9 protein-coding genes are annotated in these 15,419 nt (G+C 65.9%); all 9 read left to right on the top strand.

Annotated elements, in window-relative coordinates; genetic code table 11:
- Positions 1–28 precede the first annotated feature (28 nt).
- The 9 genes from ACUTAF_RS09805 to nosZ all read left to right on the top strand — a co-directional run bounded on the left by ACUTAF_RS09805 (position 29) and on the right by nosZ (position 15,362).
- A complete protein-coding gene (locus ACUTAF_RS09805) occupies positions 29–3,784 on the top strand; it encodes a nitrate reductase subunit alpha (protein ID WP_445579766.1) in 3,756 nt (1,251 codons plus the stop codon).
- Between the two features lie 11 nt (positions 3,785–3,795).
- A complete protein-coding gene (gene narH / locus ACUTAF_RS09800) occupies positions 3,796–5,334 on the top strand; it encodes a nitrate reductase subunit beta (RefSeq protein ID WP_445579765.1) in 1,539 nt (512 codons plus the stop codon).
- Between the two features lie 2 nt (positions 5,335–5,336).
- Complete coding sequence (narJ, locus tag ACUTAF_RS09795; RefSeq protein WP_445579764.1) at positions 5,337–6,092, top strand: nitrate reductase molybdenum cofactor assembly chaperone; 756 nt, start codon at positions 5,337–5,339, stop codon at positions 6,090–6,092.
- A complete protein-coding gene (gene narI, locus ACUTAF_RS09790) occupies positions 6,085–6,888 on the top strand; it encodes a respiratory nitrate reductase subunit gamma (protein WP_445579763.1) in 804 nt (267 codons plus the stop codon). The genes narJ and narI overlap by 8 nt, the downstream gene beginning before the upstream one ends.
- A 298-nt stretch (positions 6,889–7,186) precedes the next feature.
- The gene (locus ACUTAF_RS09785; RefSeq protein ID WP_445579762.1) at positions 7,187–8,122 is read left to right on the top strand and encodes a peptidylprolyl isomerase; all 936 of its coding nucleotides are present in this window, start codon (positions 7,187–7,189) and stop codon (positions 8,120–8,122) included.
- Positions 8,123–8,281: 159 nt separating this feature from the next.
- Complete coding sequence (gene moaA / locus ACUTAF_RS09780; RefSeq protein ID WP_445579761.1) at positions 8,282–9,274, top strand: GTP 3',8-cyclase MoaA; 993 nt, start codon at positions 8,282–8,284, stop codon at positions 9,272–9,274.
- Between the two features lie 247 nt (positions 9,275–9,521).
- On the top strand, positions 9,522–10,910 hold the full coding sequence (gene hemN, locus ACUTAF_RS09775; RefSeq protein ID WP_445579760.1) for an oxygen-independent coproporphyrinogen III oxidase: 1,389 nt from the start codon (positions 9,522–9,524) through the stop codon (positions 10,908–10,910).
- A gap of 399 nt (positions 10,911–11,309) precedes the next feature.
- Positions 11,310–13,418 carry a transcriptional regulator NosR gene (gene nosR / locus ACUTAF_RS09770; protein ID WP_445582428.1) on the top strand — a complete coding sequence of 703 codons (2,109 nt, stop codon included), beginning with the start codon at positions 11,310–11,312 and terminating at the stop codon, positions 13,416–13,418.
- 51 nt (positions 13,419–13,469) lie between these two features.
- Positions 13,470–15,362 (top strand): TAT-dependent nitrous-oxide reductase, encoded by a 1,893-nt coding sequence (gene nosZ, locus ACUTAF_RS09765; protein WP_445579759.1) that lies wholly within the window; start codon positions 13,470–13,472, stop codon positions 15,360–15,362.
- Positions 15,363–15,419 lie beyond the last annotated feature (57 nt).

Genomic DNA, 15,419 nt, shown 5'->3' with positions numbered 1-15,419 from the left:
CCCGCGCTCAGCCTGAGAGGAAGAAAAAATGAGCCACTTGCTCGACCAACTGCGCTTCTTCAAGAGGAAGCAGGGCGAGTTCGCCGACGGCCACGGCGAGACCCGCATCGAATCCCGCGACTGGGAGAACGTCTACCGCTCGCGCTGGCAGTACGACAAGATCGTGCGTTCCACCCACGGGGTGAACTGCACCGGTTCGTGCTCCTGGAAGATCTACGTGAAGAACGGCCTGATCACCTGGGAAACCCAGCAGACCGACTACCCGCGTACCCGCAACGACCTGCCCAACCATGAACCACGTGGCTGCCCGCGCGGCGCCAGCTACAGCTGGTACATCTACAGCGCCAACCGCCTGAAGTACCCGAAGGTGCGCAAGCCGCTGCTCAAACTGTGGCGCGAGGCGCGCCGCAGCCTGGCGCCGGTGGAAGCCTGGGCCAGCATCGTCGAGGACAAAGCCAAGGCCGAGTCCTACAAGAGCAAGCGCGGCATGGGTGGTTTCATCCGTTCCAGCTGGGATGAGGTCAACGAGATCATCGCCGCGGCCAACGTCTACACCGTCAAGCAGTACGGCCCGGACCGCGTGGTCGGCTTCTCGCCGATCCCGGCGATGTCCATGGTCAGCTACGCGGCGGGCAGCCGTTACCTGTCGCTGATCGGCGGCGTGTGCCTGTCCTTCTACGACTGGTACTGCGACCTGCCGCCGGCCTCGCCACAAGTCTGGGGCGAGCAGACCGACGTGCCGGAATCGGCCGACTGGTACAACTCCAACTACATCATCGCCTGGGGCTCCAACGTGCCGCAGACGCGCACCCCGGACGCCCACTTCTTCACCGAGGTGCGCTACAAGGGCACCAAGACCGTGGCCATCACCCCTGACTTCGCCGAGGTGGCCAAGCTCACCGACCTCTGGCTCAACCCCAAGCAGGGCACCGATGCGGCGCTGGCCCAGGCCTTCGCCCACGTCATCTTCAAGGAATTCCACCTGGAGAAGCCGAGCGAGTATTTCCGCGACTACGCCAAGCGCTACACCGATCTGCCGGTGCTGGTGCGCCTGAACGAGCAGGACGGCAGCTTCGTCGCCGACCGTTTCCTGCGCGCCTCGGATCTCGCCGATAACCTCGGCCAGGCCAACAACCCCGAGTGGAAGACCATCGCAGTGGACGCCTGCGGCGAACTGGTGTCGCCGCAGGGTTCCATCGGCTACCGCTGGGGCGAGAAGGGCAAGTGGAATATCGAGGCGAAGGAGGGCGGTGAAGGCCGCGAGGTCGATCTCAAGCTGAGCCAGATCGATGGCGGCGAAGTGGCCGAGGTGGCCTTCCCGTACTTCGGCGGCATCCACCACGAGCACTTCCAGCACGCCGAAGGCGAGGCCATCCAGCTGCGCCGCGTGCCGGTACGCTCGATCACCCTGGCCGACGGCAGCAGCGCCAAGGTCGCCACCGTGTTCGACCTGATGGCCGCCAACCTGGGTATCGATCGCGGCCTGGGCGGCGCCAACGTCGCCAGCAGCTACGACGACGCCAGCGTGCCGGGCACCCCGGCCTGGCAGGAGAAGATCACCGGCGTGGCGCGCGAGAAGGCGATCCAGATCGCCCGCGAATTCGCCGACAACGCCGACAAGACCCATGGCCGCTCCATGATCATCGTCGGCGCGGCGATGAACCACTGGTACCACATGGACATGAACTACCGCGGGCTGATCAACATGCTCATGCTCTGCGGTTGCGTCGGCCAGACCGGCGGCGGCTGGGCCCACTACGTCGGCCAGGAGAAGCTGCGCCCGCAGTGCGGCTGGCTGCCGCTGGCCTTCGGCCTGGACTGGAGCCGCCCGTCGCGGCAGATGAACGGCACCAGCTTCTTCTACAACCACTCATCCCAGTGGCGTCACGAGAAGATGAGCATCCACGAAGTGCTCTCGCCGCTGGCCGACAAGTCGCAGTTCCCCGAGCATATGCTCGACTACAACATCCGCGCCGAGCGCGCCGGCTGGCTGCCGAGCGCCCCGCAGCTCAACCGCAACCCGCTGCAGATCACCCGCGACGCCGCGGCCGCCGGCATGTCGCCGGTGGACTACGTGACCCAGTCGCTGAAGGACGGCTCGCTGCGCTTCTCCTGCGAGCAGCCGGACAACCCGGTGAACTTCCCGCGCAACATGTTTATCTGGCGCTCCAACCTGCTGGGCAGCTCGGGCAAGGGCCACGAGTACATGCTCAAGTACCTGCTCGGCACCAAGAACGGCGTGATGAACGAGGACCTCGGCAAGCGCGACGGCTTCAAACCGAGCGAGGCCGAGTGGGTCGACGAGGGCGCCATCGGCAAGCTCGACCTGGTCACCACCCTGGACTTCCGCATGTCCAGCACCTGCGTGTACTCCGACATCGTCCTGCCGACCGCCACCTGGTACGAGAAGGACGACATGAACACCTCGGACATGCACCCCTTCATCCACCCGCTGTCGGCGGCCATCGACCCGGCCTGGGAGGCGCGTTCGGACTGGGAGATCTACAAGGGCATCGCCAAGTCCTTCTCGGCCATGGCGCGCGGCCACCTGGGCGTGGAGCAGGACTTTGTAACCGTGCCGCTGATGCACGACAGCCCCGGCGAACTGGCCCAGCCGTTCGGCGGCAGCGACTGGAAGAGCGCAGGCGTCGACCCGCAGCCGGGCAAGAACTGCCCGAACATGACGGTGGTCGAGCGCGACTACCCGAACACCTACAAGAAGTTCACCTCCCTCGGCCCGCTGCTGGACAAGCTCGGCAACGGCGGCAAGGGCATCAACTGGAACACCCAGCACGAGGTCGAGTTCCTCGGCGAGCTGAACTACAAGGTGCGCGAGGAGGGCGTCAGCCAGGGCCGGCCGAAGATCGAATCGGCCATCGACGCGGCCGAGGTCATCCTCAGCCTGGCGCCGGAGACCAACGGCCACGTGGCCGTGAAGGCCTGGGCCGCGCTGTCGGAGTTCACCGGCCGCGACCACAGCCACCTGGCGCTGCCGAAGGAGCATGAGGCGATCCGCTTCCGCGACATCCAGGCGCAGCCGCGCAAGATCATCTCCAGCCCGACCTGGTCCGGCCTGGAAGACGAGCACGTGTCCTACAACGCCGGCTACACCAACGTTCACGAATACATCCCGTGGCGCACCATCACAGGCCGCCAGCAGTTCTTCCAGGACCACCCGTGGATGCAGGCCTTCGGCGAGCAGATGATGAGCTACCGGCCGCCGATCAACACCCGCACCATCGACTACGTCAAGGGCAAGAAGTCCAACGGCAACCCGGAGATCGTCCTCAACTGGATTACCCCGCACCAGAAGTGGGGCATCCACAGCACCTACACCGATAACCTGATCATGCTCACCCTCAGCCGCGGCGGGCCCATCGTCTGGATGAGCGAGATCGACGCCAAGCGCGCCGGCATCGAGGACAACGACTGGATCGAGTGCTTCAACGCCAACGGCGCCCTGACCGCCCGCGCGGTGGTCAGCCAGCGGGTCAAGGAAGGCATGGTGATGATGTACCACGCCCAGGAACGCATCGTGAACGTGCCCGGCAGCGAGACCACCAAGAACCGCGGCGGCCACCACAACTCGGTGACCCGCGTGGTGCTCAAGCCCACCCATATGATCGGCGGCTACGCCCAGCAGGCTTACGGCTTCAACTACTACGGCACGGTCGGTTGCAACCGCGACGAGTTCGTCGTGGTACGCAAGATGGCCAAGGTCGACTGGCTCGACGGCCCCAATGGCAACGACTTGCCGCAACCGTTGCCGACTGAGATCGAGTGAGGAGAGCAGAGATGAAAATTCGTTCCCAAGTTGGAATGGTCCTGAACCTGGACAAGTGCATCGGCTGCCATACCTGCTCGATCACCTGCAAGAACGTCTGGACCAGCCGCGAAGGCATGGAATACGCCTGGTTCAACAACGTCGAGACCAAGCCCGGGATCGGTTACCCGAAGGAGTGGGAGAACCAGGACAAATGGAAGGGCGGCTGGGTGCGCAACGCCGACGGCTCGATCAACCCGAAGATCGGCGGCAAGTATCGCGTGCTGGCGAATATCTTCGCCAACCCGGACATGCCCTCGATCGATGACTACTACGAGCCGTTCGACTTCGACTACCAGCACCTGCACACCGCGCCGCTGGGTAACCACCAGCCGGTGGCCCGGCCGCGCTCGCTGATCTCCGGTCAGCGCATGGAGAAGATCGAGTGGGGGCCGAACTGGGAGGAAATCCTCGGCACCGAATTCGCCAAGCGGCGCAAGGACAAGAACTTCGACAAGGTCCAGGCGGACATCTACGGCGAGTACGAAAACACCTTCATGATGTACCTGCCGCGCCTGTGCGAGCACTGCCTCAACCCGGCGTGCGCGGCGTCCTGCCCGAGCGGCGCGATCTACAAGCGCGAAGAGGACGGCATCGTCCTCATCGACCAGGAGAAGTGCCGCGGCTGGCGGATGTGCATCAGCGGCTGCCCGTACAAGAAGATCTACTTCAACTGGAAGAGCGGCAAATCCGAGAAGTGCATCTTCTGCTTCCCGCGCATCGAGGCCGGCATGCCGACCGTCTGCGCCGAGACCTGCGTGGGCCGCATCCGCTACCTCGGCGTGCTGCTCTACGATGCCGACCGTATCGCCGAGGTGGCGAGCACCGCCAGCGAGCAGGACCTCTACGAGAAGCAGCTGGAGATCTTCCTCGACCCGCATGACCCCAAGGTCATCGCCCAGGCCCTGGCCGACGGCGTGCCGCAGTCGGTGATCGACGCCGCGCAGAAGTCGCCGGTGTACAAGATGGCGGTGGACTGGAAGCTGGCCCTGCCGCTGCACCCGGAATACCGCACCCTGCCGATGGTCTGGTACGTGCCGCCGCTGTCGCCGATCCAGAACGCCGCGGCCGCCGGCCAGGTGGCCATGAACGGCGTGCTGCCGGACGTGGACAGCCTGCGCATCCCGCTGCGCTACCTGGCCAACCTGCTCACCGCCGGCGACGAGAAGCCGGTCAAGCGTGCCCTCAAGCGCATGCTGGCGATGCGTGCCTACAAGCGCGCCGAGCAGGTGGAGGGGCGCCAGGACCTCAAGGTGCTGGACGAGGTCGGCCTGAGCGTCGCCGAGGTGGAGGACATGTACCGCTACCTGGCCATCGCCAACTACGAAGACCGCTACGTGATTCCGTCGGCGCACCGCGAGGAGGCCATGAGCGACGCCTTCGCCGAGCGCTCCGGTTGCGGCTTCAGCTTCGGCAGCGGCTGCAGTGGCGCCTCGGACACCAATATGTTCGGTGCGAAGAAGGCCAACCGCCGCGACATCATCAAGACCGTGCAGCTGTGGGAGGACTGAGCATGCGCATCCTGAAAGTCATCTCCCTGCTGCTGGACTACCCCAGCGAACTGCTGCGCGACAACCACAACGAACTGGCCGGCGTCATCACCGTGGCCCGCGAGATCAGCCCGGCCCAGCGCATCGCGCTGGTCGGCCTGCTCGACGAGTTGGCCGGCGGCGACCTGATGGACGCGCAGGAGCGCTACAGCGAACTGTTCGACAAGGGCCGGGCGTTGTCGCTGCTGCTGTTCGAGCACGTGCACGGCGAGTCGCGCGACCGCGGCCAGGCCATGGTCGATCTGATGACGCAGTACACCGAGGCGGGTTTCGCCATCGATGTGCGCGAGCTGCCCGACTACATCCCGCTGTATCTGGAGTACCTGGCAACCCGCGAGGAGCTCGAGGCACGCGAGGGGCTGGCCGACGTGGCGCACCTGCTGGCCCTGCTGACCGCGCGCTTGGAGGAGCGCGCCAGCCCCTACGCGGCGTGCCTGCGCGCGCTGCTGCAGATCGCCGGCCAGCCGCTGGAGGAAACCCTGGCCGAGCTGCGCGAGCAGGTCGCCGGGGAATCCCGCGACGACTCCCTGGAGGCCCTCGACAAGGTCTGGGAGGAGGAGCAGGTGAACTTCCTGCAGAGCGGGCAGCAGGAACGCTGCCCATCCATGCCGAGCGGCCCGGGCAAGGCCCGCGAGGAGAGCCCGGTGCCGCTGCACTGGACCGATTTCAAGCATGACGGGCAGGCCGCCGCGCTGGCCCAGGAGGTGCGTAATGTCTAAGGTGAATTTCCTGCTGTTCGGGGTCTATCCCTATATCGCCCTGGCCGTCTGCCTGATCGGCAGCTGGGCGCGCTTCGATCTGTCGCAGTACAGCTGGAAGGCCGGCTCCAGCCAGATCTTCAACCGTACCGCGGCCGAGCAGCGCTATATGCGCATCGCCAGCAACCTGTTCCACGTCGGCGTGCTGTTCATCCTCGCCGGCCACTTCGTCGGCCTGCTGATGCCCGAGGCGCTGTACCACTCGGTGATCAGCACCGCCAACAAGCAACTGCTGGCCATGGTCTCCGGCGGCTTCTTCGGCATCCTCTGCCTGATCGGGCTGCTGATGCTGATCAAGCGCCGCCTCGGCGATGCGCGGGTGCGGGCCAACTCCAACCCCAGCGACATCCTGATCCTGTTCGTCCTGCTGGCGCAGCTGGTGCTCGGCCTGCTGACCATAGTCGCCTCCACCGCCCACCTCGACGGTTCGGTGATGGTGATGCTGGCCAACTGGGCGCAGTCCACCGTGACCCTCGATCCGGTGGCCGCCGCCGCCGCCATCGCGCCGGTCAGCCTGGTCTACAAGCTCCACGTGCTGCTCGGCCTGACCCTGTTCGTGCTGTTCCCCTTCACCCGCCTGGTGCACATCGTCAGCGCACCGGTGTGGTACCTGGGCCGGCGCTACCAGATCGTCCGCCAGAAGGGCAGCCGCCCGGTGGCGCCGCGTCCGGTCATGGCGCGCCGCGATGAGCGCGTGGAAAGCCCCGAGCCGGGCTACGTGCCGGCGCCGCGCCTGGTGCGGGACAACATCAACTGAGCAGTTAGGGGATGGCTGTGGCGTTTCTCAGCCATCCCGATCGATCACTTCAACCAAGAGGAAAGCAGTCATGGCATGCGGATGTGGTGGTGGTAACGGCGGGCAGGGCGGTTGCGGCGGGCAGAAACCCGTGAGCGACGCGACCGAGGCCCCGGTGGTGCAGGAAGTGGCGCCGCAGCCGGCGCCGGAAGCGGATGCGCAGGAACCCGAGTCCGACTCGGAGCAGTAGCGGCGAAAGGGTGGAACGGCAGGGCCTTCCACCCAGCCACGAATTGATTTGATGCGAGAGGTAAAGATCATGGCATGCGGATGTGGTGGCGCGAATGCGGGGCAGGGCGGCTGTGGCGGGCATCAGCCCGCGGTCGAGGTCTCGGTGCAAGCACCGGCGGTGCATGAAGTGCTGCCCGAACCTGCCCCCATGGCAGCGATTGAGCTGATCGCCAGCAGCGAGCAGGAATGGCCGCGGGTGCGGGTCAACGGCGTGACCATCGCCCCCGAAGCCATCGCCCAGGAGCTGCAATACCACCCGGCGGACAGCCGCGACGAGGCGGTCTACCTGGCGACCCAGGCGCTGGTGGTGCGCGAGCTGCTGCAACAGCGCATCGGCGAGCTGGGCCTGCTGGTGCGGCCGCAGGCCGGGGAGAGCGAGGAGGAGGCGGCCACCCGCTGCCTGATCGAGCAGGAAGTGCAGTTGCCGCTAGCCGACGAGGCGGCGTGCCGGCAGTTCTACAACGGCAATCGCCAGCGCTTCTTCAGCGCGCCGCTGCTGGCCGTGCGGCATATCCTGTTGGCCTGTCCGGCGGACGATGCCGACGCCCGCAGCGAGACCCGCGAGCGCGCGCTCGGCCTGCTCGACGAGCTGCAGCAGGCGCCGCAGCGCTTCGCCGAACTGGCCCGGCAGCACTCGGCCTGCCCGTCGAAGGAGCAGGGCGGCGCGCTGGGGCAGATCAGCAAGGGGCAGACCGTGCCCGAGTTCGAACGCCAGCTGTTCCGTCTACCTGCCGGCCTCTACTCGCAGCCGCTGGAAAGCCGCTACGGCTTCCACCTGGTGACGGTGGACCAGCGCATCGACGGTGAGCAGCTGCCCTACGAGGCGGTGGCCGCGGCGATTCGCAACGAACTGAACCAGCGCGTCTGGCAGACCGGCGTCGCCCAGTACATCAAGGGCCTGGTCGGCGCGGCCGATATCCAGGGCATTCAGCTGCAGGGCGCCGACTCGCCGCTGCTGCAATAACGGCGGCATTTCGTAGGGTGGATGACGCTTTTTTCATCCACCATGGCCCCGCTCGGTGGATGGGTGAAGCGTCATCCACCCTACGGTCTGTAGCCCGGACACCATCCGGGAGCAATTGGTAAGCGCAATCCCCGGATTGCATCCGCTATCGGAGCGACGATGGACACACAACTGCGCGACGGCTGCGGCCGCACTATCGACTACCTGCGTCTGTCGGTGACCGACCGCTGCGATTTCCGCTGTGTCTACTGCATGGCCGAGGACATGACCTTCCTGCCGCGCCAGCAGGTGCTCGGCCTGGAGGAGCTGGAACGGGTAGCGGGGATCTTCGTCGGCCTGGGGGTGAAGAAGATCCGCCTCACCGGCGGCGAGCCGCTGGTGCGCCAGGGCATCGTCGGCCTGTGCGAACGTATCGCCGCCTTGCCCGGCCTGCGCGAACTGGTGATGACCACCAACGGCTCGCAACTCGGCAAACTGGCCCGACCGCTGGCCAAGGCCGGCCTCAAGCGCCTCAACGTCAGCCTGGACAGCCTCGATCCGGCGCGCTTTCGCGCCATCACCCGCACCGGCGAGCTGCGCCAGGTGCTGGCCGGTATCGACGCGGCGCGCGACGCCGGCTTCGAGCGGATCAAGCTCAACTGCGTGGTGATGAAGGGGCGCAACGCCGACGAGGTGCCGGCCCTGGTGGACTACGCCGTGGCCAACGGCCTGGATATCAGCTTTATCGAGGAGATGCCGCTGGGCGTGGTCGGCCGCGACCGCGGCGAGAGCTTCTGCTCCAGCGACGAGGTGCGTGCCCTGATCGCCGAGCGCCACGCGCTGATCGACAGCGCCGAACAGAGCGGCGGCCCGGCCCGCTACGTGCGTCTGCTGGAGCATCCGCAGACCCGCGTCGGCTTTATCTCGCCGCACTCGCATAACTTCTGCGCCACCTGCAACCGGGTGCGCCTGACCGTGGAAGGCCGGCTGCTGCTGTGCCTCGGCCACGAGAATTCCATCGATCTGCGCGGCCTGCTGCGCCGCCATCCCACCAGCGCTGCGCCGATCATCGAGGCCATCCACGGCGCCTTGCAGCGCAAGCCGCTGCGCCACGAATTTTCCAGCGGGGGCGAAGTGCAGGTGCTGCGCTTCATGAACGCCAGCGGCGGCTGATCGCCGCCTGCGCCCCCAGGGACAGACGTCCCACTCTTGACCCTCCCATTGGGCTGCTTTGCAGCCCTTTTTTATCAGTCCCTATCTATCGTGGCGCCGTGTGTGACGCCAGGGCCTGGCTGGAACCCGATTGTTTGGAATCGACCGAGGCGCCAGTCCCTGCGCACGGATTGATCGCGATCAGGTGAAGGCTCGCTGCCGGGGCGTAGAATGGCGCCCAGATTGCAACCCTTCAGAGTGATCGAACATGGCCCAATCGCTGAGTTTCAATCGCGCCCTGGTCGAGAAGTACGATCGCCCGGGGCCTCGCTATACCTCCTATCCGACCGCGCCGCAGTTTCACTCGGCGTTCGCCCTGGACGACTACCGCAGCGCCGCCGAGGCGAGCAACCGGGCGGCGGTACCCAAGCCGCTGTCGCTGTACATCCACATCCCATTCTGCCAGAGCCTGTGCTACTACTGCGCCTGCAACAAGATCATCACCCAGAAGACCCATCGCGCGGTGCAGTACCTGGACTACCTCAAGCGCGAGATCGCCATGCAGGCGGCGCTGTTCGACGGCTCGCGCAAGCTGACCCAGTTGCACCTGGGCGGCGGCACGCCGACCTACCTGACCAGCGCGCAGCTGGCCGAGCTGATGGATGCCCTGCACCAGGCGTTCGACATGGACGACAGCGACGCCCACGAGTTCTCCATCGAGGTCGACCCGCGCACCATCAGCCCCGAGCGCATCCATGAGCTGCGCGCGCTGGGCTTCAACCGCCTGAGTTTCGGCGTGCAGGACTTCGACCCGCAGGTGCAGGCGGCGGTCAACCGGGTGCAGAGCGAGGAGCAGATCTACGAGCTGGTGGCCACCGCGCGCGAGGCCTGCTTCAAGTCGATCAGCGTCGACCTGATCTACGGCCTGCCGCTGCAGACCGTGGCCAGCTTCGACGTCACCCTGAGCAAGATCATCGCCCTGCGCCCGGACCGCATTGCCGCCTACAGCTACGCCCATTTGCCGGAGCTGGTGCGCGCGCAACGGCTGATCCGCCGCGAGGACATGCCGCCGCCGGAGCGCAAGCTGGAGCTGCTGGAGCTGACCATCGCCCGCCTGACCGCGGCCGGCTACGTGTATATCGGCATGGACCACTTCGCGCTGCCGGACGACGAGCTGAGCCTGGCGCGCGCCAACGGCACCCTGCAGCGCAACTTCCAGGGCTACTCGACCCACGCCGACTGCGACCTGATCGGCCTCGGCGTGTCCTCGATCGGCAAGGTCGGCGACAGCTACAGCCAGAGCGTCAAGGAACTCTCGCAGTACTACGCGCGCATCGATCAGGGCCTGCTGCCGGTGCACCGCGGCTACCGCCTGAGCGCCGACGACCGCCTGCGCCGCGAGGTGATCGGCGACCTGATGTGCCACGGGCGGGTCGATTTCGCCAAGATCGAGGCGGGCCACGGCATCGTCTTCGCCGAGTACTTCGCCGAGTCGCTGGCCAGGCTCGACGAGCAGGTCGCCGACGGCCTGGTGGAGATCCGCGACGACGCGCTGCTCCTGCTGCCCCAGGGCCAGCTGATGATGCGCAGCGTGGCCATGGCCTTCGACGCCTACCTGGGCGGCGAGCAGAAGGGGCGCTTCTCGCGCACGGTCTGACAGCTCGTTAACACGCCCTGCCATCCGCTCCATGGAGCGGATCGCCAGCGTCGTTGTGGGAGCCCCGCCCCGGGGCGAAGCCCTGCAGTCGCCTGAATCGACCCATTGGCCGCGGGGCGCGGCTCCCACCGGAGTGGCTGGTGCCCAGGCGCTCGCCGGTTCAATAGGACCGGCGCGGAGGGCAGGGCGCGTCCTGCTTCCGGGGGCGGTTTTCCTGATAGTTGCGACAGGTTCTACCGACTTGATTCTGGTCAAGCGTGGTTGGGGGGCAGACCCCCTACCATGCGGGGCATGTTCTTCCGACAGTCCCAGGCGTCGACCAAACCCATGAGATTTCAACGGTTTTCAGGAAGCGACGGTTTCCGCTGCGGATACCGTGCGCTGCTCGTGCTGATTCTGATGCTGTGTACCGCGCTGCAGGCGGTACACGCCAAGGACTATGGCGAGATCGAGCAGCAGCGCATCGCCAAGGTCTTCCCCGAGGTGGTTGCCGTCTCCGAGCCGGACGGCGAGTTCAAGGTGCGTACCCTGAGCGGAAAGGCCGGGGTGCTCGGCTATGTGTTCCAGAGCCTGGACGTGGTCGATATCCCGGCCTATTCCGGCAAGTCGATCAACATGCAGGTGATCCTCGACACCGCGGGCGTGATCCAGGACGCCTATGTACTCGAGCACCACGAGCCGATCCTGCTGATCGGCATCCCCGAAGCCAAGCTGCATGCCTTCAACGCCAAGTACCAGGGCATCGAGGCCGACCGCCGGGTGGTGGTCGGCCGTAGCGGCGACCCCGATGCGGTGACGGTCGATGCGGTCACCGGCGCCACCGTGACGGTGATGGTGGTCAACGAGATCGTCATGCGTGCCGCGCACAAGGTGGCGGTTTCCCTGGGGCTGATTGCCGAGCACGGCGGCAGCAAGCCCAAGCCGGCCAGCGTACGCGCGGATGTCTTCGAACCGGCCGGCTGGGCCCAGCTCACCGGCAACGGCGCGATCCGCCGCCTGCACCTGACCCGCGGCCAGGTCGATGAAGCCTTCAGGGATACCGAGGCCGAAGGCGTCGACGAGGCCGCGCCTGAGCAGGCCGGCGAAACCTTCATCGATCTCTACGCCGCCCACCTGAATCCGCCGAGCGTCGGTCGCAACCTGCTGGGCGACAATCAGTACCGCTTCCTGATGGAAGAACTCGAGCCCGGGGAGCACGCCATCGCCGTGCTGGGCAGCGGCGGCTATTCGTTCAAGGGCTCGGGCTACGTGCGCGGCGGCATCTTCGACCGGGTGCAACTGCGCCAGTTCGGCGACACCATCAGCTTCCGCGACATGGACTTCCAGCGCCTGGATGACGTCTACGCCGAGGGCATGCCCGAGTTCGGCGAGATGGCGATCTTCATCGTCCGCGCCCATTCGGCCTTCGACCCCGGTTCGCCCTGGAGCCTGGAGCTGCTGGTGCGGCGCCAGACCGGGCCGATCAGCGGCATGTTCACCAGCTTCGAGCTGGCCTACCAGCTGCCCGAGGCCTACCTCGAACGGCCGCTGCCGAACGACGAGGAACTGGCCGCGATCGAGGAGGCCAGCCGGCCGATGTGGCTGAACATCTGGTACCAGAAGAGCTTCCAGATCGGCGTGGTGCTGGCGGCGCTGCTGCTGCTAACAGTGATCCTGTTCCTGCAGGACAAGTTCACCCGCAAGCCGCACTTCCTGCACTGGCTGCGCCGCGGCTACCTGGCGTTCACCGTGGTGTTCATCGGCTGGTACGCCCTGGGCCAGCTGTCGGTGGTCAACGTGCTGACCTTCGTCCACGCGCTGGTGCAGGACTTCCGCTGGGAGCTGTTTCTCAGCGACCCGGTGATCTTCATTCTCTGGACCTTCACCGCCGCCAGCATCCTGCTCTGGGGTCGTGGCGTGTTCTGTGGCTGGCTGTGCCCGTTCGGCGCCCTGCAGGAGCTGATCAACGAGGTCGCGCGCAAGCTCAGGATCCGCCAGTTCGAACTGCCCTTCGCGGTGCACGAACGGCTCTGGGCGATCAAGTACATCATCCTGCTGGTGCTGTTCGGCATCTCCCTGGAATCCATGTCGATGGCCGAGCAGGCCGCCGAGGTGGAACCGTTCAAGACCGCCATCACCCTCAAGTTCGACCGCCAATGGTGGTTCGTGCTCTACGCGGTGATCCTTTTGGTGATCAACATCTTCACCCGCAAAGTCTATTGCCGCTACATCTGTCCGCTGGGCGCGGCGCTGGCGATCCCGACCAAGCTGCGCCTGTTCGACTGGCTCAAGCGGCGCAAGGAATGCGGCGACCCCTGCCAGCTGTGCGCCAAGGAATGCGAGATCCAGGCCATCCACCCGGACGGGCACATCAACGCCAACGAATGCCACTACTGCCTGGATTGCCAGATGACCTACCACAACGACGGCAAGTGCCCGCCGCTGGTCAACAAGCGCAAGAAGCGCGGCCGGAGAGCCCCGGCGGAACCCGAATTGATCCCCACGGTGCAACTGGCCGCTTCCGACTAGTGCCGCCGAGATTCAGCCGTTTGCAAGAACTGCCAAAACAGGAGCGACACCATGAATGACAACGAGTCGAACATCAGCCCGCAGACCGGCCTGAGCCGCCGCGGTTTCCTCGGGGCGTCCGCTGTGACCGGCGCGGCCATGGCCGCCACGGCCTTCGGTGGCGCGGTGATGAGCCGTGAGTCCTGGGCGGCGGCGGTCAAGGACGCGCAGCAGAAGATCCACGTCGCCCCCGGCGAACTGGACGACTACTACGGCTTCTGGAGCGGCGGCCACCAGGGCGAGGTGCGGGTGATCGGCGTGCCCTCGATGCGCGAGTTGATGCGCATCCCGGTGTTCAACGTCGACTCGGCCACCGGCTGGGGCCTGACCAACGAAAGCAAGCACATCATGGGCGACAGCGCCAGGTTCCAGAACGGCGACTGCCACCACCCGCACATCTCCATGACCGACGGCAAGTACGACGGCAAGTACCTGTTCATCAACGACAAGGCCAACAGCCGGGTCGCGCGCATCCGCCTCGACATCATGAAGTGCGACAAGATGCTCACCGTGCCCAACGTCCAGGCGATCCACGGCCTGCGCCTGCAGAAGGTGCCCTATACCAAGTACGTGTTCGCCAACGCCGAGTTCGTCATTCCGCACCCCAACGACGGCAAGAACTTCGACCTGCAGTCCAAGGACAGCTACACCCTGTTCAACGCCATCGACGCGGAGAAGATGGAGATGGCCTTCCAGGTCATAGTCGACGGCAACCTGGACAACACCGACGCCGACTACACCGGCAAGTACGCCGCGGCCACCTGCTACAACTCGGAGAAGGCCTACGACCTCGGCGGCATGATGCGCAACGAGCGCGACTGGGTGGTGGTGTTCAACATCGAGCGCATCGAGACGGCGATCAAGGCCGGCAAGTTCATCACCCTCGGCGACTCCAAGGTTCCGGTGGTCGACGGCCGAGAAGGCTCCGAGCTGACCCGCTATATCCCGGTGCCGAAGAACCCGCACGGCTGCAACACCTCGTCCGACGGCAAGTACTTCATCGCCAACGGCAAGCTGTCGCCGACCGTGACCATGATCGAGATCGCCCGCCTCGACGACCTGTTCGCCGGCAAGCTCAAGGACCCGCGCGAGGTGGTGGCCGCCGAGCCGGAACTGGGCCTGGGGCCGCTGCACACCACCTTCGACGGCCGCGGCAACGCCTACACCACGCTGTTCATCGACAGCCAGGTGGTCAAGTGGAACATGGCCGACGCGGTGCGTGCCTACAAGGGCGAGAAGGTCGACTACATCCGCCAGAAGCTCGACGTGCAGTACCAGCCGGGGCACATCCACGCCTCGCTGACCGAAACCAGCGAGGCCGATGGCAAGTGGCTGGTGGCGCTGTGCAAGTTCTCCAAGGACCGCTTCCTGCAAGTAGGTCCGCTGCACCCGGAGAACGACCAGCTGATCGACATCTCCGGCGAGGAAATGAAGCTGGTGCACGACGGCCCGACCTACGCCGAGCCGCACGACTGCATCCTGGCCCGCCGCGACCAGATCAAGACGCGCAAGATCTGGGAGCGCAACGATCCATTCTTCGCCCCGACCGTGGCCATGGCGAAGAAGGACGGCATCAACCTGGAGACCGACAACAAGGTGATCCGCGACGGCAACAAGGTGCGCGTGTACATGACCTCCATGGCGCCGAGCTATGGCATCACCGAGTTCAACGTCAAGCAAGGCGACGAGGTCACCGTGGTGATCACCAACATCGACCAGATCGAGGACGTGTCCCACGGCTTCGTCATGGTCAACCACGGCGCAAGCATGGAAATCAGCCCGCAGCAGACCTCGTCGATCACCTTCGTGGCCGATAAACCCGGTCTGCACTGGTACTACTGCAGCTGGTTCTGCCATGCGCTGCACATGGAAATGGTCGGCCGCATGCTGGTCGAGCCGGCGTAACACCCAGCCCCGTGGTCCGGATCGCGTCCGGGCCACGGCCCCATTCATTTCGCGAGC

The sequence above is a fragment of the Pseudomonas sp. SP16.1 genome, assembly GCF_052682975.1.
This window is presented reverse-complemented; position numbering and strand designations above follow the sequence as displayed.

Excerpts from the sequence above, each read along its gene's own strand:
- ACUTAF_RS09805 (WP_445579766.1), top strand. The coding sequence starts at position 29 with ATGAGCCACTTGCTCGACCAACTGCGCTTCTTCAAGAGGAAGCAGGGC.
- narI (WP_445579763.1), top strand. The coding sequence starts at position 6,085 with ATGTCTAAGGTGAATTTCCTGCTGTTCGGGGTCTATCCCTATATCGCC.
- ACUTAF_RS09785 (WP_445579762.1), top strand. The coding sequence starts at position 7,187 with ATGGCATGCGGATGTGGTGGCGCGAATGCGGGGCAGGGCGGCTGTGGC.
- moaA (WP_445579761.1), top strand. The coding sequence starts at position 8,282 with ATGGACACACAACTGCGCGACGGCTGCGGCCGCACTATCGACTACCTG.
- narH (WP_445579765.1), top strand. The coding sequence starts at position 3,796 with ATGAAAATTCGTTCCCAAGTTGGAATGGTCCTGAACCTGGACAAGTGC.
- nosR (WP_445582428.1), top strand. The coding sequence starts at position 11,310 with ATGCTGTGTACCGCGCTGCAGGCGGTACACGCCAAGGACTATGGCGAG.
- hemN (WP_445579760.1), top strand. The coding sequence starts at position 9,522 with ATGGCCCAATCGCTGAGTTTCAATCGCGCCCTGGTCGAGAAGTACGAT.
- nosZ (WP_445579759.1), top strand. The coding sequence starts at position 13,470 with ATGAATGACAACGAGTCGAACATCAGCCCGCAGACCGGCCTGAGCCGC.
- narJ (WP_445579764.1), top strand. The coding sequence starts at position 5,337 with ATGCGCATCCTGAAAGTCATCTCCCTGCTGCTGGACTACCCCAGCGAA.